General features: G+C 52.8%; 16 protein-coding genes. 11 read left to right on the top strand and 5 right to left on the bottom strand.

Annotated elements, in window-relative coordinates:
- Window positions 1-148 precede the first annotated feature (148 nt).
- Window positions 149-1498, bottom strand: coding sequence for a branched-chain amino acid transport system II carrier protein (gene brnQ / locus ADG72_RS06625; RefSeq protein WP_414717744.1), 1350 nt, complete (start codon window positions 1496-1498; stop codon window positions 149-151).
- 97 nt (window positions 1499-1595) lie between these two features.
- Here brnQ and coaE point away from each other — a divergent pair, with 97 nt between their 5' ends.
- The 4 genes from coaE to ADG72_RS06605 all read left to right on the top strand — a co-directional run bounded on the left by coaE (window position 1596) and on the right by ADG72_RS06605 (window position 7413).
- Window positions 1596-2267 carry a dephospho-CoA kinase gene (gene coaE, locus ADG72_RS06620; RefSeq protein ID WP_048713623.1) on the top strand — a complete coding sequence of 224 codons (672 nt, stop codon included), beginning with the start codon at window positions 1596-1598 and terminating at the stop codon, window positions 2265-2267.
- 274 nt (window positions 2268-2541) lie between these two features.
- Entirely contained in the window at window positions 2542-4317 is a 1776-nt protein-coding gene (locus ADG72_RS06615) for a glycoside hydrolase family 16 protein (RefSeq protein WP_048713620.1), read from the top strand.
- A 153-nt stretch (window positions 4318-4470) separates the two neighbouring features.
- Window positions 4471-6579 (top strand): excinuclease ABC subunit UvrB, encoded by a 2109-nt coding sequence (gene uvrB, locus ADG72_RS06610; protein WP_048713618.1) that lies wholly within the window; start codon window positions 4471-4473, stop codon window positions 6577-6579.
- Between the two features lie 81 nt (window positions 6580-6660).
- Window positions 6661-7413 carry a CDP-alcohol phosphatidyltransferase family protein gene (locus tag ADG72_RS06605; RefSeq protein ID WP_048713616.1) on the top strand — a complete coding sequence of 251 codons (753 nt, stop codon included), beginning with the start codon at window positions 6661-6663 and terminating at the stop codon, window positions 7411-7413.
- Here the strand turns inward: ADG72_RS06605 and ADG72_RS06600 are convergent.
- On the bottom strand, window positions 7389-8303 hold the full coding sequence (locus ADG72_RS06600) for a hypothetical protein (RefSeq protein WP_048713613.1): 915 nt from the start codon (window positions 8301-8303) through the stop codon (window positions 7389-7391). The two genes, ADG72_RS06605 and ADG72_RS06600, sit on opposite strands and share 25 nt — an antisense overlap.
- Window positions 8304-8510: 207 nt before the next feature.
- Between ADG72_RS06600 and ADG72_RS06595 the strand changes: the two genes are divergently transcribed.
- The 3 genes from ADG72_RS06595 to uvrA all read left to right on the top strand — a co-directional run bounded on the left by ADG72_RS06595 (window position 8511) and on the right by uvrA (window position 14852).
- Window positions 8511-9512, top strand: coding sequence for a TerC/Alx family metal homeostasis membrane protein (locus tag ADG72_RS06595; RefSeq protein ID WP_048713611.1), 1002 nt, complete (start codon window positions 8511-8513; stop codon window positions 9510-9512).
- Window positions 9509-11920: an HAD-IC family P-type ATPase gene (locus ADG72_RS06590; RefSeq protein ID WP_048713608.1), complete on the top strand. Its 2412-nt coding sequence runs from the start codon at window positions 9509-9511 to the stop codon at window positions 11918-11920. The genes ADG72_RS06595 and ADG72_RS06590 overlap by 4 nt, the downstream gene beginning before the upstream one ends.
- A 67-nt stretch (window positions 11921-11987) precedes the next feature.
- A complete protein-coding gene (gene uvrA / locus ADG72_RS06585; RefSeq protein ID WP_048713606.1) occupies window positions 11988-14852 on the top strand; it encodes an excinuclease ABC subunit UvrA in 2865 nt (954 codons plus the stop codon).
- 120 nt (window positions 14853-14972) lie between these two features.
- Here the strand turns inward: uvrA and ADG72_RS06580 are convergent, their stop codons facing one another.
- From ADG72_RS06580 to glnA, 3 genes are all read right to left on the bottom strand, one after another.
- Entirely contained in the window at window positions 14973-16886 is a 1914-nt protein-coding gene (locus ADG72_RS06580) for an AMP-dependent synthetase/ligase (protein WP_048713605.1), read from the bottom strand.
- A 33-nt stretch (window positions 16887-16919) separates the two neighbouring features.
- Window positions 16920-18779, bottom strand: a complete 1860-nt coding sequence (locus ADG72_RS06575; RefSeq protein WP_048713602.1) for an AMP-dependent synthetase/ligase — start codon at window positions 18777-18779, stop codon at window positions 16920-16922.
- 73 nt (window positions 18780-18852) lie between these two features.
- Window positions 18853-20277 carry a type I glutamate--ammonia ligase gene (gene glnA / locus ADG72_RS06570; protein WP_048713601.1) on the bottom strand — a complete coding sequence of 475 codons (1425 nt, stop codon included), beginning with the start codon at window positions 20275-20277 and terminating at the stop codon, window positions 18853-18855.
- A 110-nt stretch (window positions 20278-20387) separates the two neighbouring features.
- On the opposite strand from glnA, the gene uvrC reads away from it, so the two are divergent.
- Genes uvrC through whiA form a run of 4 tightly spaced genes read left to right on the top strand, consistent with a single transcriptional unit; the run spans window position 20388 to window position 25449 of the window.
- The gene (gene uvrC, locus ADG72_RS06565; protein WP_048713599.1) at window positions 20388-22400 is read left to right on the top strand and encodes an excinuclease ABC subunit UvrC; all 2013 of its coding nucleotides are present in this window, start codon (window positions 20388-20390) and stop codon (window positions 22398-22400) included.
- Window positions 22401-22459: 59 nt separating this feature from the next.
- Window positions 22460-23416, top strand: coding sequence for an RNase adapter RapZ (gene rapZ, locus ADG72_RS06560; protein ID WP_048713596.1), 957 nt, complete (start codon window positions 22460-22462; stop codon window positions 23414-23416).
- A gap of 3 nt (window positions 23417-23419) precedes the next feature.
- Window positions 23420-24424, top strand: coding sequence for a gluconeogenesis factor YvcK family protein (locus tag ADG72_RS06555; protein WP_048713594.1), 1005 nt, complete (start codon window positions 23420-23422; stop codon window positions 24422-24424).
- Window positions 24425-24465: 41 nt separating this feature from the next.
- Complete coding sequence (whiA, locus tag ADG72_RS06550) at window positions 24466-25449, top strand: DNA-binding protein WhiA (RefSeq protein ID WP_048713593.1); 984 nt, start codon at window positions 24466-24468, stop codon at window positions 25447-25449.
- Window positions 25450-25451 lie beyond the last annotated feature (2 nt).

Raw genomic sequence — 25451 nt, 5'->3', positions numbered from 1 at the left:
TGGTATGGTCGGAGTCGATATAGAAAAGGGCAGTTTTTGGATCCTGACGGTGTTTCTTTTAGGTCAGGGAATCATCGCTTCAGTTTATCGAGGCTAAGAGTGATGGCCCGCCTCTATCGAGACGGGCCATCGTCATAAGCAATTGGTGCTAGATCTGGGTTCGCTTGGAAAAGCCCAGATCGATCATGAAACCGATCAAGGCTGCGACTACGGTCGGTAATATCCAACCAATTTGAAGGTCTTGACCCGGACTCCAAGCCATCAGAGGCGCAATGAAGTCCAGTACGCCTAAGGAAATCAAAGTCGTGAGAAGCGACCAGATACTTGCAACCCACACGCCAAGACGGAAGGTCCAACGAACCTGCATTGAGTAGTGAAGGGGATGAGTCAGGATCGTAATGAAGACGATGGAAATAGCGATGGGGTAGAGGAAGGTAATGATTGGAACCGCAACTTTCAGAACCGTTGATAGTCCAGCGGATGCCAGCACGAAGGAGATAATCGTAAAGCCGACGAGCCACATTTTGTAGGTGATCTTTGGAAGCAGTCTTTCAAAGAACTCTGAAGTTGCAGCGAGTAATCCGACGGCAGTCGTCATACATGCGGTAAGCACAATGAGCCCGAAAACGAGCTGTCCAGCTGTACCCATTGTTATATGAGAGGCATCGGCGAGGAGTGCAGCTCCATCGGTGTAGTTCTGTCCGCCGGGAATCACGTGTCCAATTAAACCCAGACCGACATAGACCAAACCGAGCAAAATACCCGCAATAAGGCCTGCCGCGCTGGTGCGACGGATGAGTTTTGCTCCGCTGATTCCCCCTTCTCCTTGATCAAATGAAGCGACAACGATGATTCCGAATGCAAGAGCAGCAATCGAATCCATGGTCATGTATCCGTCAAGTAAGCCAGCAGTTAAAGGTGCGTGGACGTACTGTCCGACGGGAGCAACCTCAGAAGGTGGAAGTTTTGCCAGTGACAGGAAAACCAAAAGAACAAGGAGAACCAGAAGGACAGGTGTCAGGATTTTACCGAGGTGATTGACAATCTGACGAGGATTCCAGGAAAGAAAAAGCGCAAGTCCGAAAAAGAATGCGTTAAAGATCATCGAGCTCACGAATGAAGTCGAATGAATAATTGGTGCAACGGCTGTCGAGAAGGAAACCGCGCCCGTACGGGGCAGTGCGTAGAACGCACCGATCGACAGGTACACCATGCATGAGAAAGTGATTCCGAATGCCTTTCCGCCTCGTCCAGAAAGGTCCCGCAGATCAGTTCCTGACAATGCGATTGCGATAATCGCAATGACGGGCAGAGCTACACCGCCGATCAGGAAGCCGATCATGGCTGGGTTAAAGTTCGATCCTGAATTGGCGCCCATGATGGGAGGGAAGATCAAGTTTCCTGCACCAAAAAACATTGAGAACAAGGTTAAGGAGGTTGCGATCAGCAGTCCCATTCCTTGAGGACGCTTCGTCTGCGTTGTTGCTGTTTGAGTCACTATTCTGCTTCTAGCCGTAGAAGTAATTATTTCTATCGCGATTCTTTCACTTCGTGCCTGTTGTGCCAAGCTGTGTTCACTGTTCTAGTCTTCAGATGTGAAGACTGTCATTCAATCCGGAGGCGCGAGCGCATATCTTCTTCGCTCGATACCGCAGGCGCACGCGAAAGGGCCGGCGTTGTTTCTTGCACTCAGCGGGGGAATTGGTGCGGGAAAGTCCACGATTGCTCAGGTGTTGCGCGGCCTCGGCGTCTATGTTGTCGATGCAGACCAACTGGCTCGCGAAGTTCTTTCGCCTCTCCATCCCGTGTACGAGGCCGTGTTGAAGAACTTTGGAGCTGACCTTGCACTCCCAGATGGCTCACTGGATCGACGCCTCCTCGCGCGCAGAGCCTTCTCTTCACCAGAATCAACTTTGTTGTTGAACTCGCTCACGCACCCTGCGATCTCGGCTCTTGCTTGGGAACGACTTAAATCTGCCCCTCAGGGAACTTGCGCGCTGTATGATGTTCCTCTTTTGACGACCTATGAGGATGCATCACTCTTTGATGCGGTGATTATGGTCAGCGCACCAGAGGAAGTGCGCCTTCGCCGGCTTATATCTCGCGGTCTGAGCGAAGAAGATGCCCGAGCTCGCATACGCTCGCAAATATCGGATAGTGAACGCCGGAAGTTAGCAAGTATCTGGGTTGAGAACCACGGGAATCAAGAAGATCTTGCCGATGTATCCAGCCAGCTCTATACGTCCTGGTTGACACATGTGCACTAGTTGTTCAAACTTCTTCAGTATTTCTTCAGCTTTCACATGAATTCAACGGGTAACGCTCAATAAATAACCCGGAAAAGACCCAGAAACAACCAGTTTGATACGTAAACATTGAGGTGTACGAGAAACTAGACCGGTTGTGACTGGGACGCTTGAAGTCAGATATTGTGAAAGTTGCTTGCGGCAAAGATAACCGTCTTCCCCGTGGGGGCAACGAAGAGCTTCTGCATCGGATAGTGAACAGGCCAGCCGACATTTACCGCAGAGATGAGGATAAATGGCGCTGTTGAAGACGAAGCGTACTTTTGTTGGAAGCAGGGCAGTGCGCACTCTTGGTGCACTGACTCTTGGCGCAGGAATGACTTTGGGCGGTCTCTCGCTTGCGTGGGCTGGCGACGAAGTGCCCGGACCCGATGAAGTGCGTGCGCTGGGATATAACACTCTGACCTTCCAGGATGAGTTTAACGGGAGCGAGCTTGACACTTCGAAATGGGGTTTGGCCCTAGGTTGCTTCGATCCCAATGCTCACTCTCAAGCCCAATACTCTGACGCCAAGGAAAATGTCAGCGTTTCAGGTGGTGTTCTTCACCTGACCGCACGTTATGAGCCAAAGACACAGAAGTGGGATCGTAATACGCATTCCATGGTCACTGTTGATCGAGAATGCAAACGTACCTCCAAGGGGCAGACTGATTCTTACAAGGCTCCATTTACCTCTGCGATGGTTCAAACTCGCGATAACAAGGGAGTGAAGTGGGCGGCCTACGGCGACTTCTACGCTGAAGCCCGAATCAAGCTTCCCACAGCAGTCGCATCATGGCCCGCATTTTGGATGACGGGCACAGATCCAATTAGCTTCCCCGCACACGGTGAAATTGACGTAGTTGAGGCCAAGGGCTGGGATCCGCACTACCTCCAAGCTAACGTTCATACACCTCGCGTTGGTAACCCACAGAAGACCGAACAACATCAGGGACAACTGGGCGGTGACGGCTCGTCGCAGACCCAGTTCCACACCTATGGTGTTGAGAAAAACGGACGTGCAATCACCTTCTACCTTGACGGACGTAAGGCGCATACCGTTACTTACGACAAGGTGAAGGGAAGCAATCCCTTCGTGAATGACGCTAACGGCATGGTCTTGCGCCTAAACCAGATGGTTGGTGGAACCTTCCTTGCCTCCGACAACGGCGATACAACCTATACGGATGCAACTAAGTACATCGATGCGTACAAGGGAAATGGTTCTGACATGCTCGTCGATTACGTGCGTGTATGGAAGAAGGGACAGGCAACGAGTACTGTTCCTGAACCGACGCCTACGACAAGCACACCTGAAGTAACGACACCGACACCGGAGGTAACTACTCCGGCTCCGTCTCCGGTTACTCCTAGTGCGACAACTGAGACCCCTGTAGCCCCGACACCTGAAAGGCCTATTGTTGCACCAAAACCGGTCGTTCCTAGCGCCACCTCCGAAGCTCCCGTAGCGCCGACGGCGCAACCGACAGTTGTCGCACCTCAGCCGGTTGTACCGACTGCAAGTACGCCAGATCCTGTTGCGACAACCCCGATTCCGAACACGAATGTTGTCGCACCTCAGCCCGTGGCTCCGCCTGCGACAACCGAGGCGCCCAAGCCGACTTCCGACTCAAATGCCAATTCCCGCAGGCGAGTTCGTCGCTCGACTGAGACGGAGCCGAGCCCGGTAGCAACGGAGACAACCAGTGCTGTCTCGATCCCGAGTAATGATGTTTCGTCTTCCCCAAGTACTACGGAGTCTTCGGCTCCAAGTGATTCGTCATCGCAGATCTCTGAGGATCCACGGGACCAGGTGCGCGATCGTGCCACAGAAGCTGAGAGCATTGGTAATGCTTTGACTGTTGGGGATGCAGCACCTGCCGCATCGACCGCACAGACAACCGTGCAAAAGCCCGCAATTGTTCGTGCCTTGGCACAAACGGGTGGCTCCTTCTGGTCATTGATTGTCGCTGGAATGCTTGCAGTGGGCGGTGTCGCAATGATTGCCTCGCAGCGTCGTGTGAAGGAGTAATCACTAGATTCGTTTGTTATCAAGCGTTTCACTGCGATTTGCGCCGTGAACTGGTGCCCACTAGGTGCGTGAGCTCTGGTAAATGAGCTACCAACATTTACTGAGGTACCCGTTCACGGCGCGTTCGTGTTTGAAATGACGTAGCGTTAAAGGGTGAGCCAAAGCCCTATCATTCGTGCGGAACACCCCTTTGAGGTTATTTCTGAATACACGCCATCTGGTGACCAGCCGAAGGCGATTCATGAGCTAGCAGAACGCCTGCGCGCGGGTGAACAAGATATTGTTCTTCTCGGTGCGACAGGAACCGGTAAGAGCGCAACGACTGCTTGGCTGATCGAAGAGGTTCAACGTCCGGCCTTGGTACTTGAGCCCAATAAAACGTTGGCAGCGCAGCTGGCAGCGGAGTTTCGTCAGCTGCTGCCCAATAATGCTGTTGAATACTTCGTGTCTTATTACGACTACTATCAGCCTGAAGCCTACGTTCCTCAAACCGATACCTTTATCGAGAAGGACTCGTCGATCAACGATGAAGTCGAGAGGCTGCGCCACAGTGCAACAAACTCGCTTTTAACTCGCCGAGATACGGTTGTTGTTTCCTCTGTCTCATGTATCTATGGTTTGGGTACACCAGAAGAGTACGTTGCGCGGATGATCGAGCTGAGTCGCGGAATGTGCATTGAGCGCGACGATCTCCTCCGTGCCTTCATCGGTATGCAGTACACGCGAAACGATATCGGATTTACCCGCGGGACCTTTCGGGTTCGTGGAGACACAATTGAGATCATTCCGGTATATGAGGAACTGGCAATCCGGATTGAAATGTTCGGTGATGAAATCGATTCCTTGGCAGTACTCCACCCCGTGACGGGAAATGTCATCGAGGAAGTTGATCATGTCTACCTCTTCCCGGCATCGCACTATGTTGCCGGTGAAGAACGAATGAAACGTGCGATTGCTTCCATCGAGAAAGAACTCGAAGAACGCCTTGAGTGGTTTGAATCCCAGGGAAAACTGCTTGAGGCTCAGCGTCTTCGGATGCGAACGACCTACGACCTCGAAATGCTTAAGGAAATAGGCACGTGTGCTGGAGTCGAGAACTATTCGCGTCATATTGATGGACGTGGCCCGGGCACACCTCCAAATACGCTGCTCGACTATTTCCCCGATGATTTTGTTCTGGTCATCGATGAATCCCACGTGACGGTTCCGCAAATTGGAGCGATGTTTGAAGGCGACATGTCGCGAAAACGCACTCTGGTTGATTACGGTTTCCGCCTCCCCTCGGCAATGGATAATCGTCCACTGAAATGGGATGAGTTTACGCAACGCATTGGTCAGACGGTCTATCTTTCGGCAACTCCTGGGCAGTATGAACTGGATCGTTCTGACGGTGTAGTTGAACAGATCATTCGTCCGACTGGCCTTGTGGATCCCCAAGTTATTGTTAAACCTACTCAAGGTCAGGTTGATGACTTGCTTGAGCAGATCCGAGAGCGCACGCAGCGTGACGAGCGTGTTTTGGTCACAACACTCACGAAGAAGATGGCTGAAGATCTGACAACCTACTTAGGTGAAAGGGGAGTGAAGGTCGAATACCTGCACTCTGATGTCGATACCTTAAGGCGCGTTGAATTACTACGTGAACTTCGCCTTGGAGTCTTTGATGTTTTGGTAGGAATTAACCTGCTTCGTGAGGGATTGGACCTGCCTGAAGTTTCTCTGGTCTCAATTTTGGATGCCGATAAAGAAGGCTTCCTACGCTCAACCCGATCGCTCATTCAGACCATTGGGCGAGCAGCGCGTAATGTTTCGGGTGAAGTGCACATGTACGCCGATAACATCACTGACTCGATGCGTGCAGCAATCGACGAAACCGAGCGACGTCGCGAGATCCAGCTTGCCTATAACCATGAGCACGGGATTGATCCCAAACCACTGCGAAAGAAGATCGCGGACGTCACTGACATGCTGGCTCGCGAAGAGGTCGATACTGCGCAGCTCCTCGAAGGCGGGTGCCGCCGTGAGCGGCCGGCTACAGACATTCGCGCAGATGCGATGGCCTCGGAGGCTATTGAGGATATGCCGAGGAGCCGGGAAGAACTTGCCAATATGGCGCAAAATGACCTTGAGGATCTTATTGCCCAGCTGAGTTCTCGAATGATGGAAGCCGCAGAGAACCTCCAGTTTGAGCTTGCTGCTCGCCTGCGTGATGAGCTCGCTGAACTCAAGAAAGAACTACGTGCAATGAAAGCTGCAAACTAAACTTTGTGGAAATTGGTTAGTGCCTTTGAGTAAAAGCACTAAGATGGTGGTGTCCTAAGTTCTCAATTCTGGGAGTCGACTGTGTCTACGAAGGCGCATACGCAAGCGCGTCCCGTTCCTTTTGCCAAGCGCGTCCTTGCTTGGTCTGCTCACCTCTTCACGCTAACCGGTGTGCTGTGGGCGTCTTTGGCGACAATTGCTCTGTACGAGGGACATATTCGCCAGATGTGGATGTGGTTGGGAATCGCGCTTCTTGTTGATGCAGTCGACGGCAGTTTCGCGCGTGCTGTTCGCGTCACCGAATATGCTCCCGGTTTTGACGGAGCGACTTTGGACAATATTGTCGATTACCTGACCTGGACCTTCATTCCGGCACTTTTCATGGTCTTCTATCTCCCGTTTGGATCCCGCGGGCTAGGTATCGCTGCCGCCTTAATTGTCTGTCTGTCCTCAATGTTCTGTTATTGCAATGTCTCCTTGAAGACACCAGACCACTACTTCATGGGTTTTCCGGCGGCATGGAATGTGGTTGCAGCAATTATGTGGATTTTCCAAACCGGAGCTCTTTTTAACTTTATTGCGACCATAATTTTGGCAATCCTTACTGTTGCTCCGATTGCTTTTGTCCATCCCTTCAGGGTTGGTCGTTTGCGTGTTCTTAACATCCTCGCAGCACTGGTATGGGTTGCCGCAACGGCCCTACTTGTCGCATATGCACCCCTGCGCCCGTTTATCCTTACAGGTATTTGGTGGGTTGCGGGGATCTGGATTCTTGTCGTGAGCGCTGTGCGTTCGATCCAGGGAATTCCTCAAGAATTTCGCGAGGCAGAGTAACGCTTGACAAGACGCGTGTTCTGAATCCCGCGCCAAACCTCAGTAGCGATAGACGCCGCAATCATAAGGCCCACGATGATGATGACTGATCCTGGGTATCCGCGTCCGTGCACCCAGAAATAAACGTAGGGTGCCATGAATGTTGCTAATGCGACAATTGCGCCGGTGTAGCGTTCCAATGGTCTCGACGCCGTTATCATTGCGAGAATTCCCCAGGTATACGGGATTGCGGTCAGTACATCAATTCCCCACAAGACCAACACAGAGCCGTGGAATTGCGGGACAAAGACGACTGGAAGTGCCCGAAGTGATGAGTACACGAAGACCACCGCGTAAACCCAGAAACGTGGGTCTTTGAGAACTCGCGTGATCAGGGAACGTTTGAAAACCTTTACCCCCGCTGCCTCAATTTGATGGGCGAGGCCGTGGGGAGTGCGCGTTGCATTCATTCCTTCTAATGCCGCCCTGAAGCTTGCATCGGGAAGTAGCTCATGAACAACGTCACTGACCCGTAGTCCGAAGACAGTCTGCGTCTCAGAGTGCTCTGCACCGACGTTCATGAAGAGGCCGAATAGTGGACCTGCGAGTTCTTTCAGTTGCTCAGTGTCAATAGGTCCAATTAACCAGATCAAAGCCCGGTGCTCTAACGCATCGCGTACTTCAGAGTAAAAATCATCAGTTGTTGACAATGTCTGTGGCGTGAGTTCACGAACCTCACGGCGTCCCAGTTCAGCAAGTCGGGAAACACCGGCAGTATGCGCGAGTTTTGTTGTATCAAAAGCACAGGATTGGACGACTGATAGTTCAAAAGGTGCCTGGGTTGACCCGAAAAGGGTCTCCTTCAGGCGACGCAGTCGGGACAGTTGGGCTGCACGATTTTGAACACTCACGCTGTTGAGTCTAAAGCACTTGCGTGTGAAGCTCTTAACGACTTGTGATCTGACAGAGAATGTGAGTGGAATCGTTTGTTACGCTAGTCGCGAGGGGAGTAATCCCAAAAAGAGCACCATCGTCAACGCGGTATCTCCCAGATACCCGGTGTTGCTGCCCAATTTTGGGTGGGAAGAGACCTCAAGTCTCTGCCTGAAAGGTCATTCGTGGACGTACATATCCTCGGCTGGATCGGCTTGGCCGTCGCTGTTATCGCCCTAATTTCCACTGACATCATTGGACACGTGCGTAAGCCCCATGCGCCTTCTATGAAAGAAGCAACCGCGTGGACACTGGGTTACGTTGCTCTTGCAGTGATGTTTGGCCTAGCGATTTGGGCGATCTACGGAGCAACCTACGCTATCCAGTTCTATAGCGGCTACATGATGGAGTGGTCGCTTTCGCTGGACAACCTCTTCGTCTTTGTCATCATCATGGCGTCCTTCAAAGTGCCAAGGGACTTTCAGCAGAAGGCACTTCTTGCAGGAATCATTCTTGCGCTGATCTTTAGAGCATTTTTTATCGCCGTCGGTGTCACCCTGGTCAATCGATTTACATGGATGTTCTTCTTCTTCGGCGCGTGGCTGCTGTGGACGGCATATTCGCAGGCTCGCGAAGGTGCACCTAATGAAGAGGAAGAAGTTGAGGAAATTCAAGAGAATGCGTTTGTCCGCTTCGTTCGACGTATTCTCCCCGTAACCGATGGATACATCGGAGACCGTTTCCTCTACCGCCATAATCGTCACACATCGATCACCCCCTTGTTCCTTGTTGTGATGGCCCTTGGATCCGCAGATCTGATGTTTGCACTCGACTCTATCCCTGCGATCCTTGGACTTACTCAAGAAGAATATTTGGTCTTTGCGTGCAACGCTTTTGCACTGCTAGGGCTTCGACAGCTTTTCTTCCTTATCGATGGCCTTCTCGAAAAACTTGTTTTCCTCAACTACGGACTTGCAGTGATCTTGGGCTTCATCGGGGTGAAGCTAATTCTTCATGCACTTCACGAAAACTCCCTGCCCTTCCTTAACGGGGGTGCGCCCATTCATGGAATTCCGGAGATCGGAATTCCGGTCTCGCTTGCTGTTATTGCAGGGACACTCATCACGACAGTTCTAGCCTCGCTCATTTATTCGAAGCGCGATTCCTCAAGGAGTAACGGCCGATGACCTTTGCTGCACAAGCTCCTAACCTTGCTCAGGGACTTACTGGATCCGAAGTGAAGATTCGCGAAGAAGCAGGCAAGCTGAACATCACTAAGCTGCCTTCATCGCGATCGCTGGTATCGATTATCCGCGCAAATGTATTGACGCTTTTTAATGCGATCTTGAGCATCGCAATGGTCATCGTCATCATCTTCGGGTCCTGGCAGGATGCCGTTTTTGGCGCGATCATGATCATTAACGCGGTTATCGGAATTTTCTCCGAACTTCGTGCGAAGAAAACACTGGATGACCTTGCGATCGTTGATGCCCCCCGCGCGAAGGTTCGACGCGATGGGCGCACCGAGCAGATTGACGTTCAACGCATTGTTCTCGACGATATTGTCGAGCTTTCACTCGGCGATCAAATTGCGGCTGACGGCGAGATCCTAGAAGTCTCCGGCCTGGAAATCGACGAATCGATGCTTACTGGCGAATCTCGCCCGGTTCTTAAGCAGGTCGGTGATCGTGTTCTTGCTGGAACCTCCGTCGTTTCTGGTTCTGGAGTGATGCATGTGCAAGCAGTAGGTTCGGACCTGTACGCGCAGGGCATTGCACGTCATGCACGGACTTTCTCTCTTGCCACTTCTGAGATCCAACAGGGTATTAATAAGATTCTGCGTGTTATCTCGATTGCCCTTCCTCCAATTATTCTTCTAACGCTCTGGTCCCAAACACGAATTGCAGGAGAAGGCACTCCCTACGCCTGGCAACACGCATTGGTTCTTGCTGTTGCAAGTGTCGTTGGAATGATCCCTCAAGGATTAGTACTCCTCACCTCAATGAACTTCGCGATCGGTTCAGCAACTCTGGCGCGGAAAGGTGCTCTTGTTCAGGAGCTGCCCGCAGTTGAAGTCTTGGCTCGTGTTGATGCACTGTGCCTAGACAAAACGGGTACGCTCACAACCGGTGGAATTCGATTGCGCTCCTTGGAGATCCTTGATCGACAGCGAGAAGATGAGCTTTTCCGTGCGCTGTGGGTACTCAACGACGATGAAACAAATGCAACCGCGCGGGCGGTCAAAGATTATCTGCTCAATAGGGGAGAGCTTTCTAAAGTAGGCATTGAACCTTCCCAAACTATTCCCTTCTCCTCTGAACGTAAATGGGCAGCATGGGTCACGCAAAGCGCATCAATTGTTATGGGCGCCCCCGAGATGCTCATTGACCACGTTGAAAACCTCGAAAGTCTTCGAGCTGATATTCGTTCTTATGCCAGTGAGGGCTTGAGGGTACTAGTCGTCGTCCGCTATGACGAGGCCATTGAAGACCAGACCCTTCCGGCCAATCCTTCGCCTCTCGCCCTCCTGGTTTTGGAAGAAGACTTGCGCGATGATGCGACCGAGACCCTTGATTACTTCCGCCGTCAAGGCGTTCGTGTACGCATCATTTCGGGTGATAGTCCGACTACGGTTGCTGCTCTAGCCGCACAGGTCGGATTGCGTTCACCTGACGGTGATGCTCCTCATGCATTTGACGCCCGGAATCTTCCTGAGAACCCAACGTCTGCTGAGTTCCTCTCTATTGTTGAGGCAACGGATGTGTTCGGACGTGTTACTCCAGAGCAGAAACGTGCGTTGGTTAAGGCCCTGCAAACTCAGAAGCACTGTGTCGCCATGACGGGTGATGGTGTCAATGATGCTCTCGCGCTTAAAGATGCTGATCTAGGCATTGCGATGGGGAATGGAGCAGCAGCAACAAAGGCCGTTTCACAGTTGGTTTTGGTTGATCAAAAGTTTTCGGTGCTCCCCAGCGTCTTGGCCGAGGGACGTCGCATCATGGCCAATATGGAACGTGTCTCATCGCTTTTCTTGGCAAAGACGACCTACGCGACCCTATTCGTCATTCTCAGTGCAATTTTTGCGTGGCGGTATCCCTTCTTGCCGCGACATTTTACGTATGTCGACACCCTAACTATTGGTGTTCCCGCATTCTTTATTGCCTTAGGCCCGAACAACCGGCGTTATGTCCCAGGTTTCTTGTCTCGAACCTTGTCGCTGGCAATTCCCAGCGGTATCGTCCTAGGAGTTGCGGCTCTTGCTGTTTACTCGTCGGTCGGCAACGGTACAGTACTCGGTTCTACAGCGGCCGCAATGACGGTTCTGATTGCAGGATTGTGGCTTTTGTCAATCACAGCGCGACCGCTGGTACCGTGGCGCGTAGCCTTGATCTGCGCTATGGCTCTAGCGGGGGTTTTAGGTGTTCTTCTTCCCTTTGCTCGAGCCTTCTTCGCCTTCCAATGGCCCCCGGCTCCGCTGTGGCTGGCGATTATCGGATCAGGACTTGCTGCTGGCCTCGTGATCGAGGCATTCTCACGGGTGCTCTACATGGGTAAGCTTCGCGAAGCTGAGTCCGAAGGGCAATCCATAGACTAAACGTGAAGCAAAGCATAAAAGAACACATGTTCGACCAAAGCAATGCGTCAACACGTAAACTAGTGGAGTGCATGATCAGTTAATTGTCCGTGGTGCCCGCGAGCATAATCTCAAGGGTGTTGACCTTGATCTTCCTCGTGACTCGATGATTGTTTTCACCGGTCTATCGGGATCGGGTAAGTCTTCTCTTGCCTTTGACACGATATTCGCTGAAGGGCAAAGACGATACGTTGAATCCCTGTCCTCATATGCGCGTCAGTTTTTGGGACAGATGGATAAGCCTGATGTCGATTTCATCGAGGGACTCTCTCCGGCAGTGTCAATCGACCAGAAATCTACCTCGCGTAATCCGCGTTCGACAGTCGGTACGATTACCGAAATCCATGACTACTTGCGTCTATTATTTGCACGCGCGGGGGTAGCCCACTGTCCAGTGTGTGGAGCTCGAATCCAAGCTCAAACTCCCCAGCAGATTGTTGATCGTGTTCGCTCGCTTCCAGAGGGAACACGCTTCCAGGTCCTTTCGCCTGTTGTTCGTGGCCGCAAGGGGGAATATCAGGACCTTCTCGAGGAGCTCAAGGCGTCTGGCTATGTGCGGGCAATCGTCGATGGGCAATTGCTTCGACTTGAGGACGTCCCGCCGCTGGAAAAGAAGCTCAAGCACACGATCGAAGTTGTTGTCGACCGTCTTGTCGTACGTGAGGGTGTCCGTCAACGATTGACTGACTCTGTTGAAACGGCACTTCGTCTTTCGGACGGCTTAGTAATTATCGACTGTATTGATTTGGATGAGTCAGATCCTGATCGCCGACGCAAATACTCCGAAAAGCGTTCGTGCCCCAACGACCATCCCTTGACATTGGATGAAATCGAACCGCGAACTTTCTCCTTTAATGCGCCCTACGGTGCATGTCCCGAGTGCTCAGGCTTGGGTTCCAAACTCGAAGTTGATCCTGAACTTGTCGTACCGGATGAGGAACTCTCGCTCAACCAAGGTGCCGTGATTGTATGGAACTCGAATTTTAAGTATCACCGACACCTTCTGGAAGCCTTGGCAAAAGAGCTCGGTTTTTCCATGGACACACCGTGGAAAGATCTTCCCAAGAAGGTTAAGGATGCAATCCTCAACGGTCGAAACTATGAAGTAAAAGTTAAATTCCGTAACCGTTGGGGACGGGAACGTTCGTATACGACGGGTTTCGAGGGCGCGCTTACCTATATCCAGCGTAAAAAAGAAGAGACTGAATCACAGCTGGTCGTTGATCGTATGGATTCGTACATGCGTGAAGTTCCCTGTAGCGCATGCCAAGGAGCCAGATTACGTCCCGAGGTCTTGGCAGTGACAATCGGTGATCTCTCAATCGCACAGCTCTCGGATTTGTCGATTAGCGATGCAAAGGACTTCCTCGACAGCGTTACTTTGGAAGAACGTTCGTCTGTCATTGCCGCACCGATTCTCACCGAGATTCAGGCCCGATTGAACTTCTTGGTCGATGTAGGCCTGTCATATCTGACGCTCTCTCGCGGAGCTGCAACCCTTTCTGGTGGAGAGGCTCAACGAATTCGTTTGGCAACCCAAATTGGTTCTGGCCTAGTAGGGGTTTTGTATGTCCTCGATGAGCCCTCGATTGGTCTTCACCAACGTGACAACCGCAAGCTGATTGCGACCTTGGAACACCTACGCGACCTCGGAAATACCCTGATCGTTGTCGAACACGACGAAGAGACCATCGAGGCTGCTGACTGGATCGTCGACGTGGGGCCGAGGGCCGGTGAAAATGGTGGATGGATCGTTCACAGCGGAACTCTTGAGGAACTCAAAGAGAATAAACGCTCTTTGACCGGTCAATATCTCAGTGGAAAGCGTTCGATTGTTATCCCTCAATCCCGCCGGCAGCGTGATCCCAAGCGCCAGATTACTGTGAAGGGTGCACGCGAGAACAATCTCAAAGATGTTACGGTGTCCTTCCCGCTTTCGACTTTTACTGCGGTGACAGGCGTATCGGGCTCGGGTAAATCTACCTTGGTCAATCAAATTCTTTATCGGTCCTTGGCTAGCCGTTTGAACGGTGCCCGTCTTGTTCCGGGACGCCATCGTTCCGTTGTGGGAACTGAGGGGCTTGATAAGGTCGTGCATGTTGATCAATCGCCTATCGGTCGTACACCGCGGTCTAATCCAGCCACCTACACGGGAGTTTGGGATCAAATTCGTAAGCTCTTTGCTGAAGTTCCTGAGGCAAAGCTTCGCGGTTACGGTCCCGGGCGTTTCTCCTTCAATGTGAAGGGGGGACGGTGCGAGTCCTGTAAGGGTGATGGAACCCTCAAGATTGAGATGAACTTTCTGCCGGATGTTTATGTCCCCTGCGAGGTTTGCCATGGTGCACGGTACAACCGTGAGACTTTGGAGATTCTCTACAAAGGTAAGAGCGTTGCAGATGTTCTCAATATGCCTATTGCCGAGGCCGCTGAGTTCTTTGCTCCAATCTCTCGTATTTCCCGTCACCTGAACACCTTGGTTGAAGTTGGCTTGGGCTACGTGCGACTTGGTCAGGCTGCGACAACTTTATCCGGTGGAGAGGCGCAACGCGTCAAGCTCGCATCGGAGCTGCAACGTCGATCAACTGGGCGGACAGTGTATGTCCTAGACGAACCAACTACGGGTCTGCACACCGAAGATATTCGAAAGCTTCTTCTTGTCCTGCAGAGCCTGGTTGATAAGGGCAATACGGTGATCGTTATCGAGCACAATCTTGACGTCATCAAGAGTGCCGACTGGGTGATTGACATGGGTCCTGAAGGGGGCAGCGGTGGCGGTACCGTCGTTGCAGAAGGGACCCCTGAAGAAGTCGCCAGGGTTCATGAATCATTCACAGGTCAGTTCCTTGCGGAGATTTTCGAGGCCTCAGAACAGCATGGAGCGAAGTCAAAGTAGCAGGATGAGCGACGTAAGCTGAGTTGAAAAGAGTTGTGTGGGCTTCCCGAAAGGGAAGCCCACACAACATTAAAAGGAGTACTTTTGCCTCAAAAACATACGCAGTGATCTTGATAAGACTTACTGAGCTTCGGGAGTTGTTCCCGATTCGTAAAGCGCTTCGACCTCATCCGCAAAATCAGCAAGAACCCGACGCCTCTTGAGCTTCAGTGATGGCGTCATATATCCGTTCTCAACAGTAAAGGCTGCGTTTACGATGCGGTAGCGGCGAATCGATTCGGCCCTCGAAACTTGCTTATTTGCCCGTGCGATTGCTCGTTCCAAAGATTCACGCACTGCCGGTAGTTCTGCAGCCTGAGCAGCATCTACGACAGGTTGGCCGTGGGCGCGCAGCCATTCGGGGAGCATTTCTGTGTCGAGTGAAATCAGTGCTCCGATATATGGGCGATTATCACCAATAACGATGATGTTGGCAATCAACGGATGGGTTGAAAGGGCATCTTCCAAAATTTCAGGGGAGACGTTCTTCCCACCTGCGGTGACGATGAGTTCCTTCTTGCGGCCGGTGATGCGGATATGGCCTCGGTCATCAATGGAGGCAAGATCCCCGGTCTTAAACCAGCCATCAACAAAGGCCTCAGCAGTGGCCTCGGGAAGGTTATGGTAACCGCGGGAAACTGAAATTCCGCGGACTAAAAGTTCCCCGTCGCTGGCCAGTTTCGCCTGGTTGCCGGGCCACACGAAACCTACACTATCCGGCGGGAAATCCTGGGGGATTTCGACGCTGATGGGACCGGTGGTCTCGGAGAGTCCGTATCCCTGGAGCAGGGTCAGTCCGAGGCCTCGGTAGAAGTTTGCAAGGTCGAGGGCAAGGGGAGCGCCTCCAGAGATGATCGTGTGAAGGTTTGGTCCAAGAATTGCCTTGACCTTCGAGAGAACCAATGCGTCAGCAACGCGCCCGCGAATCTTTAATAGAGCGGAGGGGCCGGGAGAAGGAATTGCCGAGGCGTCGGGCACGGGTGTCGTGTCTGGTAGTGGACCAGCAACTAAGGACTCGGGGAGAGGAGTATCCACATAGGCGCGCGACTGCGAAAGGGCGCGTGCTTGCTTTGCTGCCCATGAGAACATTCGTCCCTTGAAACCGCCACCCGCCTTGGCTGACGCCGCGTTATAGACCTTCTCCAAGACGCGTGGGACAACCAAAAGCATTGAGGGCTTGAAGGTCGCAATATCATCAACCAGGTTGCGTGTATCTGGTGAAAAAGCTACGACTCCCTGTCCCGAGAGCAAGCAGTACATCACAAAGCGTGCAAGTACGTGAGCCACGGGTAAGAAGAGCAGCGAACGAGAGCGCGGATCATTGATGAGAAGGGGAAGGAAATCGTAGGCCTGAAGCATGGGGCTGATGAAGTTCCCATGTGTGAGAACAACACCTTTGGGGACCCCGGTGGTTCCGGAGGTGTAAATAATGGTGGCTTCATCCTCAAGCTTGACGGACTCGGTCCGCAGGCGCACTTCTTCGATTGGAACGTCGAGTCCGGCTTGGGCAAGCTCTCGTTGAGCTCCCTTATCAAGCGAGAGGAGATGACGAACCGAATCCGTCTTTACGGACTGAACAAGTTCGGCCTGCTGAGTCGTCGCGGTAATGACAATGCGGATATCTGCGTCCTTGAGGATGTGCTCAATTTGGACGGCAGAATCGGTTTCGTAGATCGGGACGGTAATCGCACCGCAGGACAGGGCAGCGACATCGATGAGGGCCCACTCGTACGATGTTGGTGCCAAAATCGCAAGGTGCTCACCTGCTTCAAGTCCCAGGGCGATGAGGCCTCGAGCAATCGAATCAACATCCGAAAGGAACTGATCGATGGTAACGGGGCGCCAAGTGCCCACAGGTGAACGACGCTCAATTGCAACCTGACCAGGGTGCTCTTGAGCACGCAGGCGAAGCATTGACGGCAAATTCATCTCGGGGCTCGCCTGGCGAGTTGCAGTCGCTTCCCAAGAGCCATCTGCAAGCCTGCGTACTGTCATGGGTATCCCTTTCAGTTGTATTGAGTTCAGCGTCTATCGTGCACGTCGAAAGAAACGGCGGCGCTTTGCGGGGGCAGATTCAAGTGGACCACCGTAAAGTTCGTCAACTTCATCTGCAAAATCATGAAGTACTTTTCCACGACGAAGCTTCATTGACGGAGTCACGTAGCCGTTTTCGACAGTAAAGCTCGCATCGATAATTCGGAATTTGCGGATGGACTCCGCGCGAGAGACTGCCTTGTTTGCGCGGTCTATTGCACGCTGGAGTGAGGTTTGCACTTCGGGAAGCTGGGCGGCCTCGAGTGGCGAGCAACGGGGGAGTCCGTGCTTACGCAGCCAATCTGGAAGCATCTCAGCGTCAAGGGTAAAGAGCGCACCGATAAATGGCCGTTGATCGCCAACAACAATGACGTTTGCAACTAAGGGGTGGGTAGCCAGCGAATCTTCAAGAACCTCGGGAGAAACATTCTTACCACCCGCGGTGACGATGAGTTCTTTCTTTCGTCCGGTGATTGAAAGCTGACCGCTCTTTGAGATAGATCCCAAGTCACCGGTATGGAACCACTCACCATCGGGCATAACCTGATGAGTCTGGTCAGGCAGGTGATAGTAGCCGGGCATAACCGAAACACCCTTAACAAGGATTTCTCCGTCTTTTGCGATCTTGATGAAGTTTCCCGGAAGGGGCAGACCTACGGTACCTACGGGATTCTTACCGACATGCTGAACAGCGATCGGTCCGGTCGTTTCGGATAAGCCATAGCCCTGGAGAAGGGTGATGCCCATTCCCGAATAGAACTGAGCAAGGTCGGTGGCTAAAGGCGCCCCGCCGGAAACGATGTAGCGAAGATTCGGGCCAAGAATCGAACGGATCTTCTTCAGAACAAGCGCATCGGCGATGCCGTGGCGTGCCTTCTTCAGCAGGGAAGGCCCGAAAGTGCGTTCTTGTGCGAGTGCATATGTGCGAGCTTGCTTGGCGCTCCAAGCGAACATCTTTCCCTTGATTCCGCCGCCGGCTTTCGCGGAAGCGGCGTTGTAGACCTTTTCGAGCACACGCGGTACGACAAGCAGAACAGAGGGCTTGAAAGACTGAATGTCGGGTAGGAGATTCTTAATATTTGGCGAGAATCCAAGGACACCCGCCCCAGAAAGCACGAGGTGCATAACGAGGCGTGCAAGAACATGCGCGACCGGAAGGAAGAGGAGCAGTCGTGTATCTGGAGAGTCAACGATATCGCCAACGACCTGACGTGCGCCTGCAATCGTCGCCAGGAAGTTTGCGTGGGTGAGGACGACACCCTTGGGGACTCCGGTGGTACCGGAGGTATAGATAATTGTTGCGATCGACGAAGAGTCCAGTGAAGAACGGCGAGTTCTAACGTCATCGATTGACACGTGTTTGGCAGCGCGAGCAATGGTTCGCAATGCTCCCTGGTCGAAACTGTCGATTGAACGCGTGAAAGCGGGGGCAACGCTTCGAACTAATTCTGCCTGTTGCGTCGTTGCCGTAAATACCTGAACGACGTGGGCATCTTCAAGGATGTGGTGGATCTGCGTGGCCGAATCAGATTCATAGATTGGGACCGTGACGGCGCCAATCGAGAGAAGAGAAAGGTCGAGCAGTAGCCATTCCATGGATGTGGAAGCGAGAATCGCGACCGAGTCTCCCGCTTCAATACCGAGGCCGACAAGGCCACAGGAAATATATTCAACCTGACGTTGAAGTTCTGCAGCAGTGATCTTGCGGGTGGCGCCTACGGAGGAACGTGTCTCGACGGCGACCTGATCGGGATGAGCCGAGGCTCGTGCAGCGAGTAGGTCAGGGAGCAGCTCGTGCGAAGGGAGCTTAAATTTCGGCTTGATCGTATACGAACCGTCACGCATGCGTTTCATGATGTCTCCGTTTCGGACCTGCAGTTACATGAGTAGACACTATGAATATAGCGTCTAATGGCGGCTATCTAGCTCACAGATCGTAATACAGCTGAAATTCGTAAGGATGCGGGTAGGCGCGCATTGGGGCAATCTCCACCGTTTCTTTATAGTTAATCCAGGTTTCGATCAGGTCTTCGGTGAAGACATCCCCTTCGGTGAGGAACTCGTAGTCATGACGAAGTGCCTCAAGAGCTGCTTCCAAACTAGAAGGAAGCTTCGCGATGGAATCGTAGTCAGCGCTCGGAAGTTCGTAGAGGTCCTTATCAATTGGCGCGGCTGGTTCGATACGGCGTTTGATCCCGTCGATACCGGCCATGAGACAGGCCGAGAAGGATAAGTAGGGGTTCGCGCTGGGATCAGGAACACGGTACTCAACGCGTTTGGCGGCAGGCGAAGTGCCAGTTACAGGGATGCGAATACAGGCGCTACGGTTACGCGCCGAATAGACCAGGTTAATCGGTGCCTCAAAACCGGGGACAAGTCGGCGGAAGGAATTGACCGAGGGGTTTGTGAAGGCAAGCAGAGCTGGTGCGTGCTCCAAAAGCCCGCCAATAAACCAGCGTGCGGTGTCGGAAAGAGAACCGTAGCCTCGTTCGTCATAGAAGAGAGGCTCGCCGTCCTTCCACAAGGAAAGGTGGGTGTGCATTCCAGAACCGTTATCACCGAATAGCGGCTTGGGCATGAAGGTTGCAGACAGCCCCGCAGCGCGCGCAGCATTCTTAATGACGTACTTAAACTTCATCATGTCATCTGCGGCAGTTGTTAAGGTATCGAAGCGGTAGTTGATCTCCTGCTGGCCGCCCGACCCAACCTCGTGGTGTGCGCGCTCAAGCTTAAGTCCTACCTCGGTCAGGAGGTTAGACATCTCATCGCGAAGATCGGTGAAGTCATCACTGGGGGAGACAGGGAAATAACCGCCCTTAAGTGCGACTTTATATCCCAGATTCCCACCTGCTTCCGTGCGTCCTGTATTCCAATAGGCCTCGTCGGAGTCAAGAGCGTAGAAAGTCGATTGAGGACTTACTTGATAACGCACATCGTTGAAGACGAAAAACTCCGCCTCTGCGCCGATGTAACAGGTGTCGGCGATGCCAGTGGAGCGCAGGTATGCCTCGGCCTTTGCGGCAACTTGTCTGGGGTCGCGTGAGAAAGGCTCATCAGTAAATGGGTCGACAATGGAAAAAATGATGACGAGTGTCTTATTAGCACGGAAAGGATCGACGAAAGCTGACGTAATATCCGGAATCAGCTTCATATCTGATTCGTGAATCTGCGTGAAGCCTCGAACGGACGAGCCGTCGAACATCAGTCCATCTTTGAGGACCGAAGCCTGAAGCTCACTGGCGGGAATAGTGAAGTGCTGTTGGACTCCCGGAAGGTCGCAGAAACGTACGTCGATGTACGCAATTTCTTCCTTTTCGATGAAGTCGATAAGCTCTTGGGCCTGGGTAAACATGGCAAACCTTTCCGCAGCAATACCTTCAAGAAATGATAAACCTCAGACCAAAAGTTTTCTAATGCCATACAGAGCAAGCATCGCATTGATAGCCCGGTTAGGCTAGGAACGTGGCTGATCCTTCGACCTATCGACCGAAAACAAGCGAGATCCCGACAGACCCAGGAGTCTATAGGTTCCGCGATGAACAGGGCGCGGTCATCTATGTTGGGAAAGCAAAGAACCTTCGGGCGCGTCTGACTAATTATTTTCAAGACCTTGCCAATCTTCATCCGCGTACCCAGAAAATGGTGACGACCGCTGCCTCGGTGCAGTGGACTGTTGTACGTAACGAGATTGAAGCGCTCACCCTTGAATTTACGTGGATCAAGGAATTCAATCCGCGTTTTAACGTGATGTTCAAGGACGACAAGTCCTATCCGTATCTCGCTGTGAGTATGGGGGAGCGTTTCCCCCGTGTCCAGGTCACCCGAGAAGCGCGTAGGAAAGACACGCGTTACTTTGGTCCGTACACGAAAGTTTGGGCTATCCGCGACACTATTGAACTCCTGATCCGCGTTTTCCCCGTTAGAACGTGTTCCGCTGGCGTGTTTCGGCGTGCTCAAGCTCAAGGACGTCCATGTCTTCTTGGATATATCGACAAGTGTTCGGCGCCCTGCGTCGGTCGTATTTCTCAAGCAAAACATCGCGCTTTAGCTCAGTCGATGTGTGACTTTCTTGAGGGAAAGGCAAGCCCTATTCTGCGTCAAGTCGAGTCTGAAATGCGGCAAGCTAGTGCTGAGCTCGATTTTGAAACCGCCGCAAAGAAACGTGATGACCTGCGTGCGCTAGAGACGGTTCTAGAACGCAACACGATGGTTTTAAACGATGGAACTGACGCGGATATTTTTGCCTTAGTAAGTGACGAGCTTGACGCTGCGGTACATGTTTTCCACGTTCGTGGCGGTCGCATTCGTGGTACTCGAGGGTGGGTAGCTTCCCGCGACGATGATGCCAGTGAAGCCGAACTCATGGCCCGGCTTTTCGAGCAGGTCTATTCCGAACTCCCGGATATTCCGCAGGGTAGGAAAGGACGCATTGAACAGGCTCAGGCAGTATCAGTCGATGATGTGATTCATACTCCTACTCGGGCGGTGGCACGTGAGATTTTGGTGAGTGTGATGCCCACCGAAGGGGGCACAATCGCGCAGTGGCTCACGGAAAAAAGGGGAGCGGCGGTAGATATTCATGTCCCCAAACGGGGTCCTAAGGCTCAGCTTATGGAGACCGTTAAAGAAAATGCCAAACATGCGTTGATTCTGCATAAAACACGTCGCAGTGGCGATCTTGCCCAACGCGGTCAAGCCCTGGACGAGCTTGCTGAATACCTCGATCTTCCTGCGTCTCCTTTGCGCATCGAGTGCTACGACATCTCTCACACTCAGGGCCAGCTTCAGGTTGGTTCAATGGTTGTTTTTGAAGATGGAGTACCAAGGAAGGATGCGTATCGCCATTTCAACATTCACGGTGAAAATGGCGAGGGAACTCCTGATGATACATCGGCAATGGACGAAGTCCTTCGGCGACGATTCCGTAGGCTCCTTGCTGAAGAAAATGGCGAAGATGGTGAAGATGAAGAAGGTATCGCCTTCGAATCTGGTCCAGTTGATGCTAACGGACGGCCACGGCGCTTTTCGTATCGACCTGATTTAGTAGTTGTCGATGGCGGTTTGCCGCAGGTTAATGCTGCCCGCGATGCTTTGGATTCAATGGGAATCGATATTCCCCTGATCGGCCTTGCAAAAAGGTTAGAAGAAGTATGGATTCCCGGTGAGGAATTCCCACTGATTTTCCCGCGTACCTCTGCAGCTCTCTATATGCTTCAGTATCTCAGAGATGAATCCCATCGATTCGCTATCACGGCGCATAGGAAACGGCGCACGAAGAATCAGCAGCGCTCAGTATTGGATGGAATTGCAGGAGTTGGTCCTTCTCGCCAGAAAGCGCTCTTACGTCACTTTGGTTCTGTTAAGAAGATTCGTGAGTCCACGCCTGAACAAATTGCTGAAGTGAATGGGATTGGGCCCTCCCTGGGAACCGTAATTTGGCAGGCGCTTAATCCGGATCTTCCGCTTTCGCAGTAGCGCTAAACTGCCTGAGGAAAAACCGGGAAAGATTTGCTGATCAATGGCACCATAGGGGTATGAGCGAAACTCCCATCCCACCCGACACTTCGCAGGAAACTGTGCCCGGAGGTATCCCACTTCTCGATCAGATTGCCCCAGATGTTGCCGATGAGGGTGGAAACGAGGTTGTGATCATCACCGGGTGCTCAGGAGCAGGGCGTACTGGTGCTGCCCGCGCACTCGAAGATCTTGATTGGTACGTCGTTGATAATCTTCCACCGGCAATGCTGCCAGCGCTGGTTGGCATGATGAGTCCCGTTGGCGGGGGAGTCCACAGATTAGCTGTCGTTGTTGACGTGCGTTCACGTGAGTTCTTTTCTGATTTTGCTCGCGCCCTTGAACAGCTTAAGGAGTTGGGGGTTGCTTATCGAGTAATCTTCCTTGAGGCTTCGACGGACACTCTTGTCCGGCGTTATGAATCAAATCGCCGCCCTCACCCGCTTCAGGGAGACGGAACTCTTCTTGATGGGATCACAGCCGAAGAGCGCGCGCTTGCTCCTCTACGTCGTTTCGCAGATACGATTATTGACACGTCCAGGATGTCCGTTCATGACCTGACACGTCATATCCGTGATGTTATTGCTCAGGCTGGCGATGTGCCGCTTCGTATTACCGTTGAATCCTTTGGTTTTAAGCACGGTCTCCCCTTGGATGCTGACCACGTTCTTGACGTGCGCTTTTTAAAGAATCCCTACTGGGTTGATGAATTGCGTCATTTGACGGGTAAAGACCAACCTGTTGCAGATTACGTCCTGTCCCAGCCGGGTGCCCGCGACTTCGTTGTTGGTTACGCTGATCTTCTTGCACCCATGCTGAAGGGGTATATTGGTGAACTCAAGCGTTACACAACAATTGCAGTTGGGTGTACGGGCGGGAAGCACCGTTCAGTGGCGAGCGCAGAGCTCATCGCCCGCAGGCTGCGCGAGCATGGTTTCAATGTGCGAATCATGCATCGCGATATGGGAAAGGAATAGCCGATGACCTACGTTGATGCTGCTGGGTGGATGCAGCGCGGCGAATCGAATAACCGTGTCGTCGCCCTAGGTGGTGGACATGGGCTATCCGCTACCCTGCGCGCATTACGACACATCACACGTCAGCTCACAGCCGTGGTCACCGTTGCAGATGATGGTGGCTCTTCGGGCCGGCTTCGTGCAGAAATGCCAATTCTTCCCCCGGGTGATTTACGCATGGCTTTAGCGTCTTTGTGTGAAGAAACTGAATGGGGTTTAACTTGGCGTGATGTCTTCCAGATGCGCTTGAAGACCAGTGGCCCGATGGATGGTCACGCAGTCGGCAATATTGTGATTGCTGGCTTGTGGCAGCTTCTTGACGACCCGGTTGAAGGTCTCGATTTTGTCGGCCGTCTTCTGGGGGCACAGGGGCGTGTTCTCCCGATGTCGACAGACCCGCTGAGTATTGAAGCGGATATGAATGATAACGGGCGACGCTACACCGTTAAAGGACAATCGAAGGTCGCAATTGCAGCGGGTGATGTTGAGGCAGTACGCCTCAGCCCAGAAGAACCAAAAGTTCCTGCAGCAGTTACCGATGCAATTTCGGAAGCCGATTGGGTTGTTCTTGGTCCCGGTTCTTGGTACACCTCGGTAATTCCGCACTTATTGGTTCCTGATCTGCATCGTGCACTGGTCACTACCGAAGCTCACCGTGCGCTCATTTTGAACCTTGAACGTCAGCGCGGTGAAACAGAATCAATGACAACAGCTGATCATGTCCGAGCGATCGCTCAATACGCTCCCAGTTTCAAACTGGATGTAGTGATCGCTGATCCGACAACAACTGACGATATTGATGATCTTGCCGAGGCTGCTGATGCTCTAGGCGCGCGCGTTCTTTTGCGTCAGGTTCGCACCGGTGATGGCGAAGCCCATCATGATCCTTTACGACTTGCTGCAGCATTGCGTGATGCTTTTGATGGTTTTCTTGGCGAAGTTGGCCGCAGCGAAACCTGGCTCCCGTAGAATCTTCCTCGTTCCAGTGCACCCTGACATAAGGAGACAAGGTGTCCCTCACATCGGATATGAAAGACGAATTAGCGCGTAGCGTGGTTCCCTCGCAATCTGCGATGGCCGCAGAGGTATGTGCGATTCTTCGTTTCTCAGGTGGTCTACACCTCGTGGGTGGTCGGATCCTTATCGAAGCGGAGTTAGATTCTTCCGTAGCCGTACGCCGTCTTCGTGCATTCCTGACCAGCTTGTACAACGTTGAGTCCTTTGTCGTTGTCGTTTCGGGTTCGTCGCTGCGCCGAGGAAAGCGTTACGTCGTACGTGTCGTGCACCGAGCGGATGAACTTGCTCGACTCACCGGCCTCGTCGATGGGGCGGGAAGGCCAGTGCGCGGGCTCCCTGCGACCTTGGTTGCTTCCGGTAAAGATGAGGCCGCGGCTGTGTGGCGCGGTGCTTTTCTTGCCCGCGGTTCTCTTCTCGAGCCTGGACGCTCCTCGTCTTTGGAAATTACTTGTCCGGGCCCCGAGGTTGCACTCGCGATGGTGGGGCTCGCCCGTAAGCTCGGAGCTACTGTTCGTTCAAAGGAAGTGCGCGGATCTGATCGCGTCACGGCTCGTGATTCCGAGGCCATTAGTGCGCTCATCCGTGCGCTGGGTGCACCTGCTACTCATGTTGCCTGGGAGCAGAGGCGTGAGCGTCGCGAGGCCCGGGGTTCAGCTAACCGCTTAGCAAACTTTGATGATGCGAACCTTCGTCGTAGCGCTCGCGCCGCGGTCGCGGCCGGTGCGAGAGTTGAGCGAGCCTTTGCGATTTTGGGCGACGATGTTCCAGATCACCTCCGGCAGGCGGGGGAGTTGCGCATCCAGTACAAGCAGGCTTCCCTCGAGGAGCTGGGCAAACATACCGATCCGCCGCTGACAAAGGACGCGGTTGCAGGCCGTATTCGCCGTCTTTTAGCTATGGCCGATAAGGTCGCGCATGAGCGGGGTATTCCGGATACTGAATCTGCTCTGACCCTGGATATGCTCGACGGTGACTGAGA

This window comes from Trueperella pyogenes (assembly GCF_001070855.1).
Lineage (GTDB): Bacteria > Actinomycetota > Actinomycetes > Actinomycetales > Actinomycetaceae > Pauljensenia > Pauljensenia pyogenes_A.
This window is presented reverse-complemented; position numbering and strand designations above follow the sequence as displayed.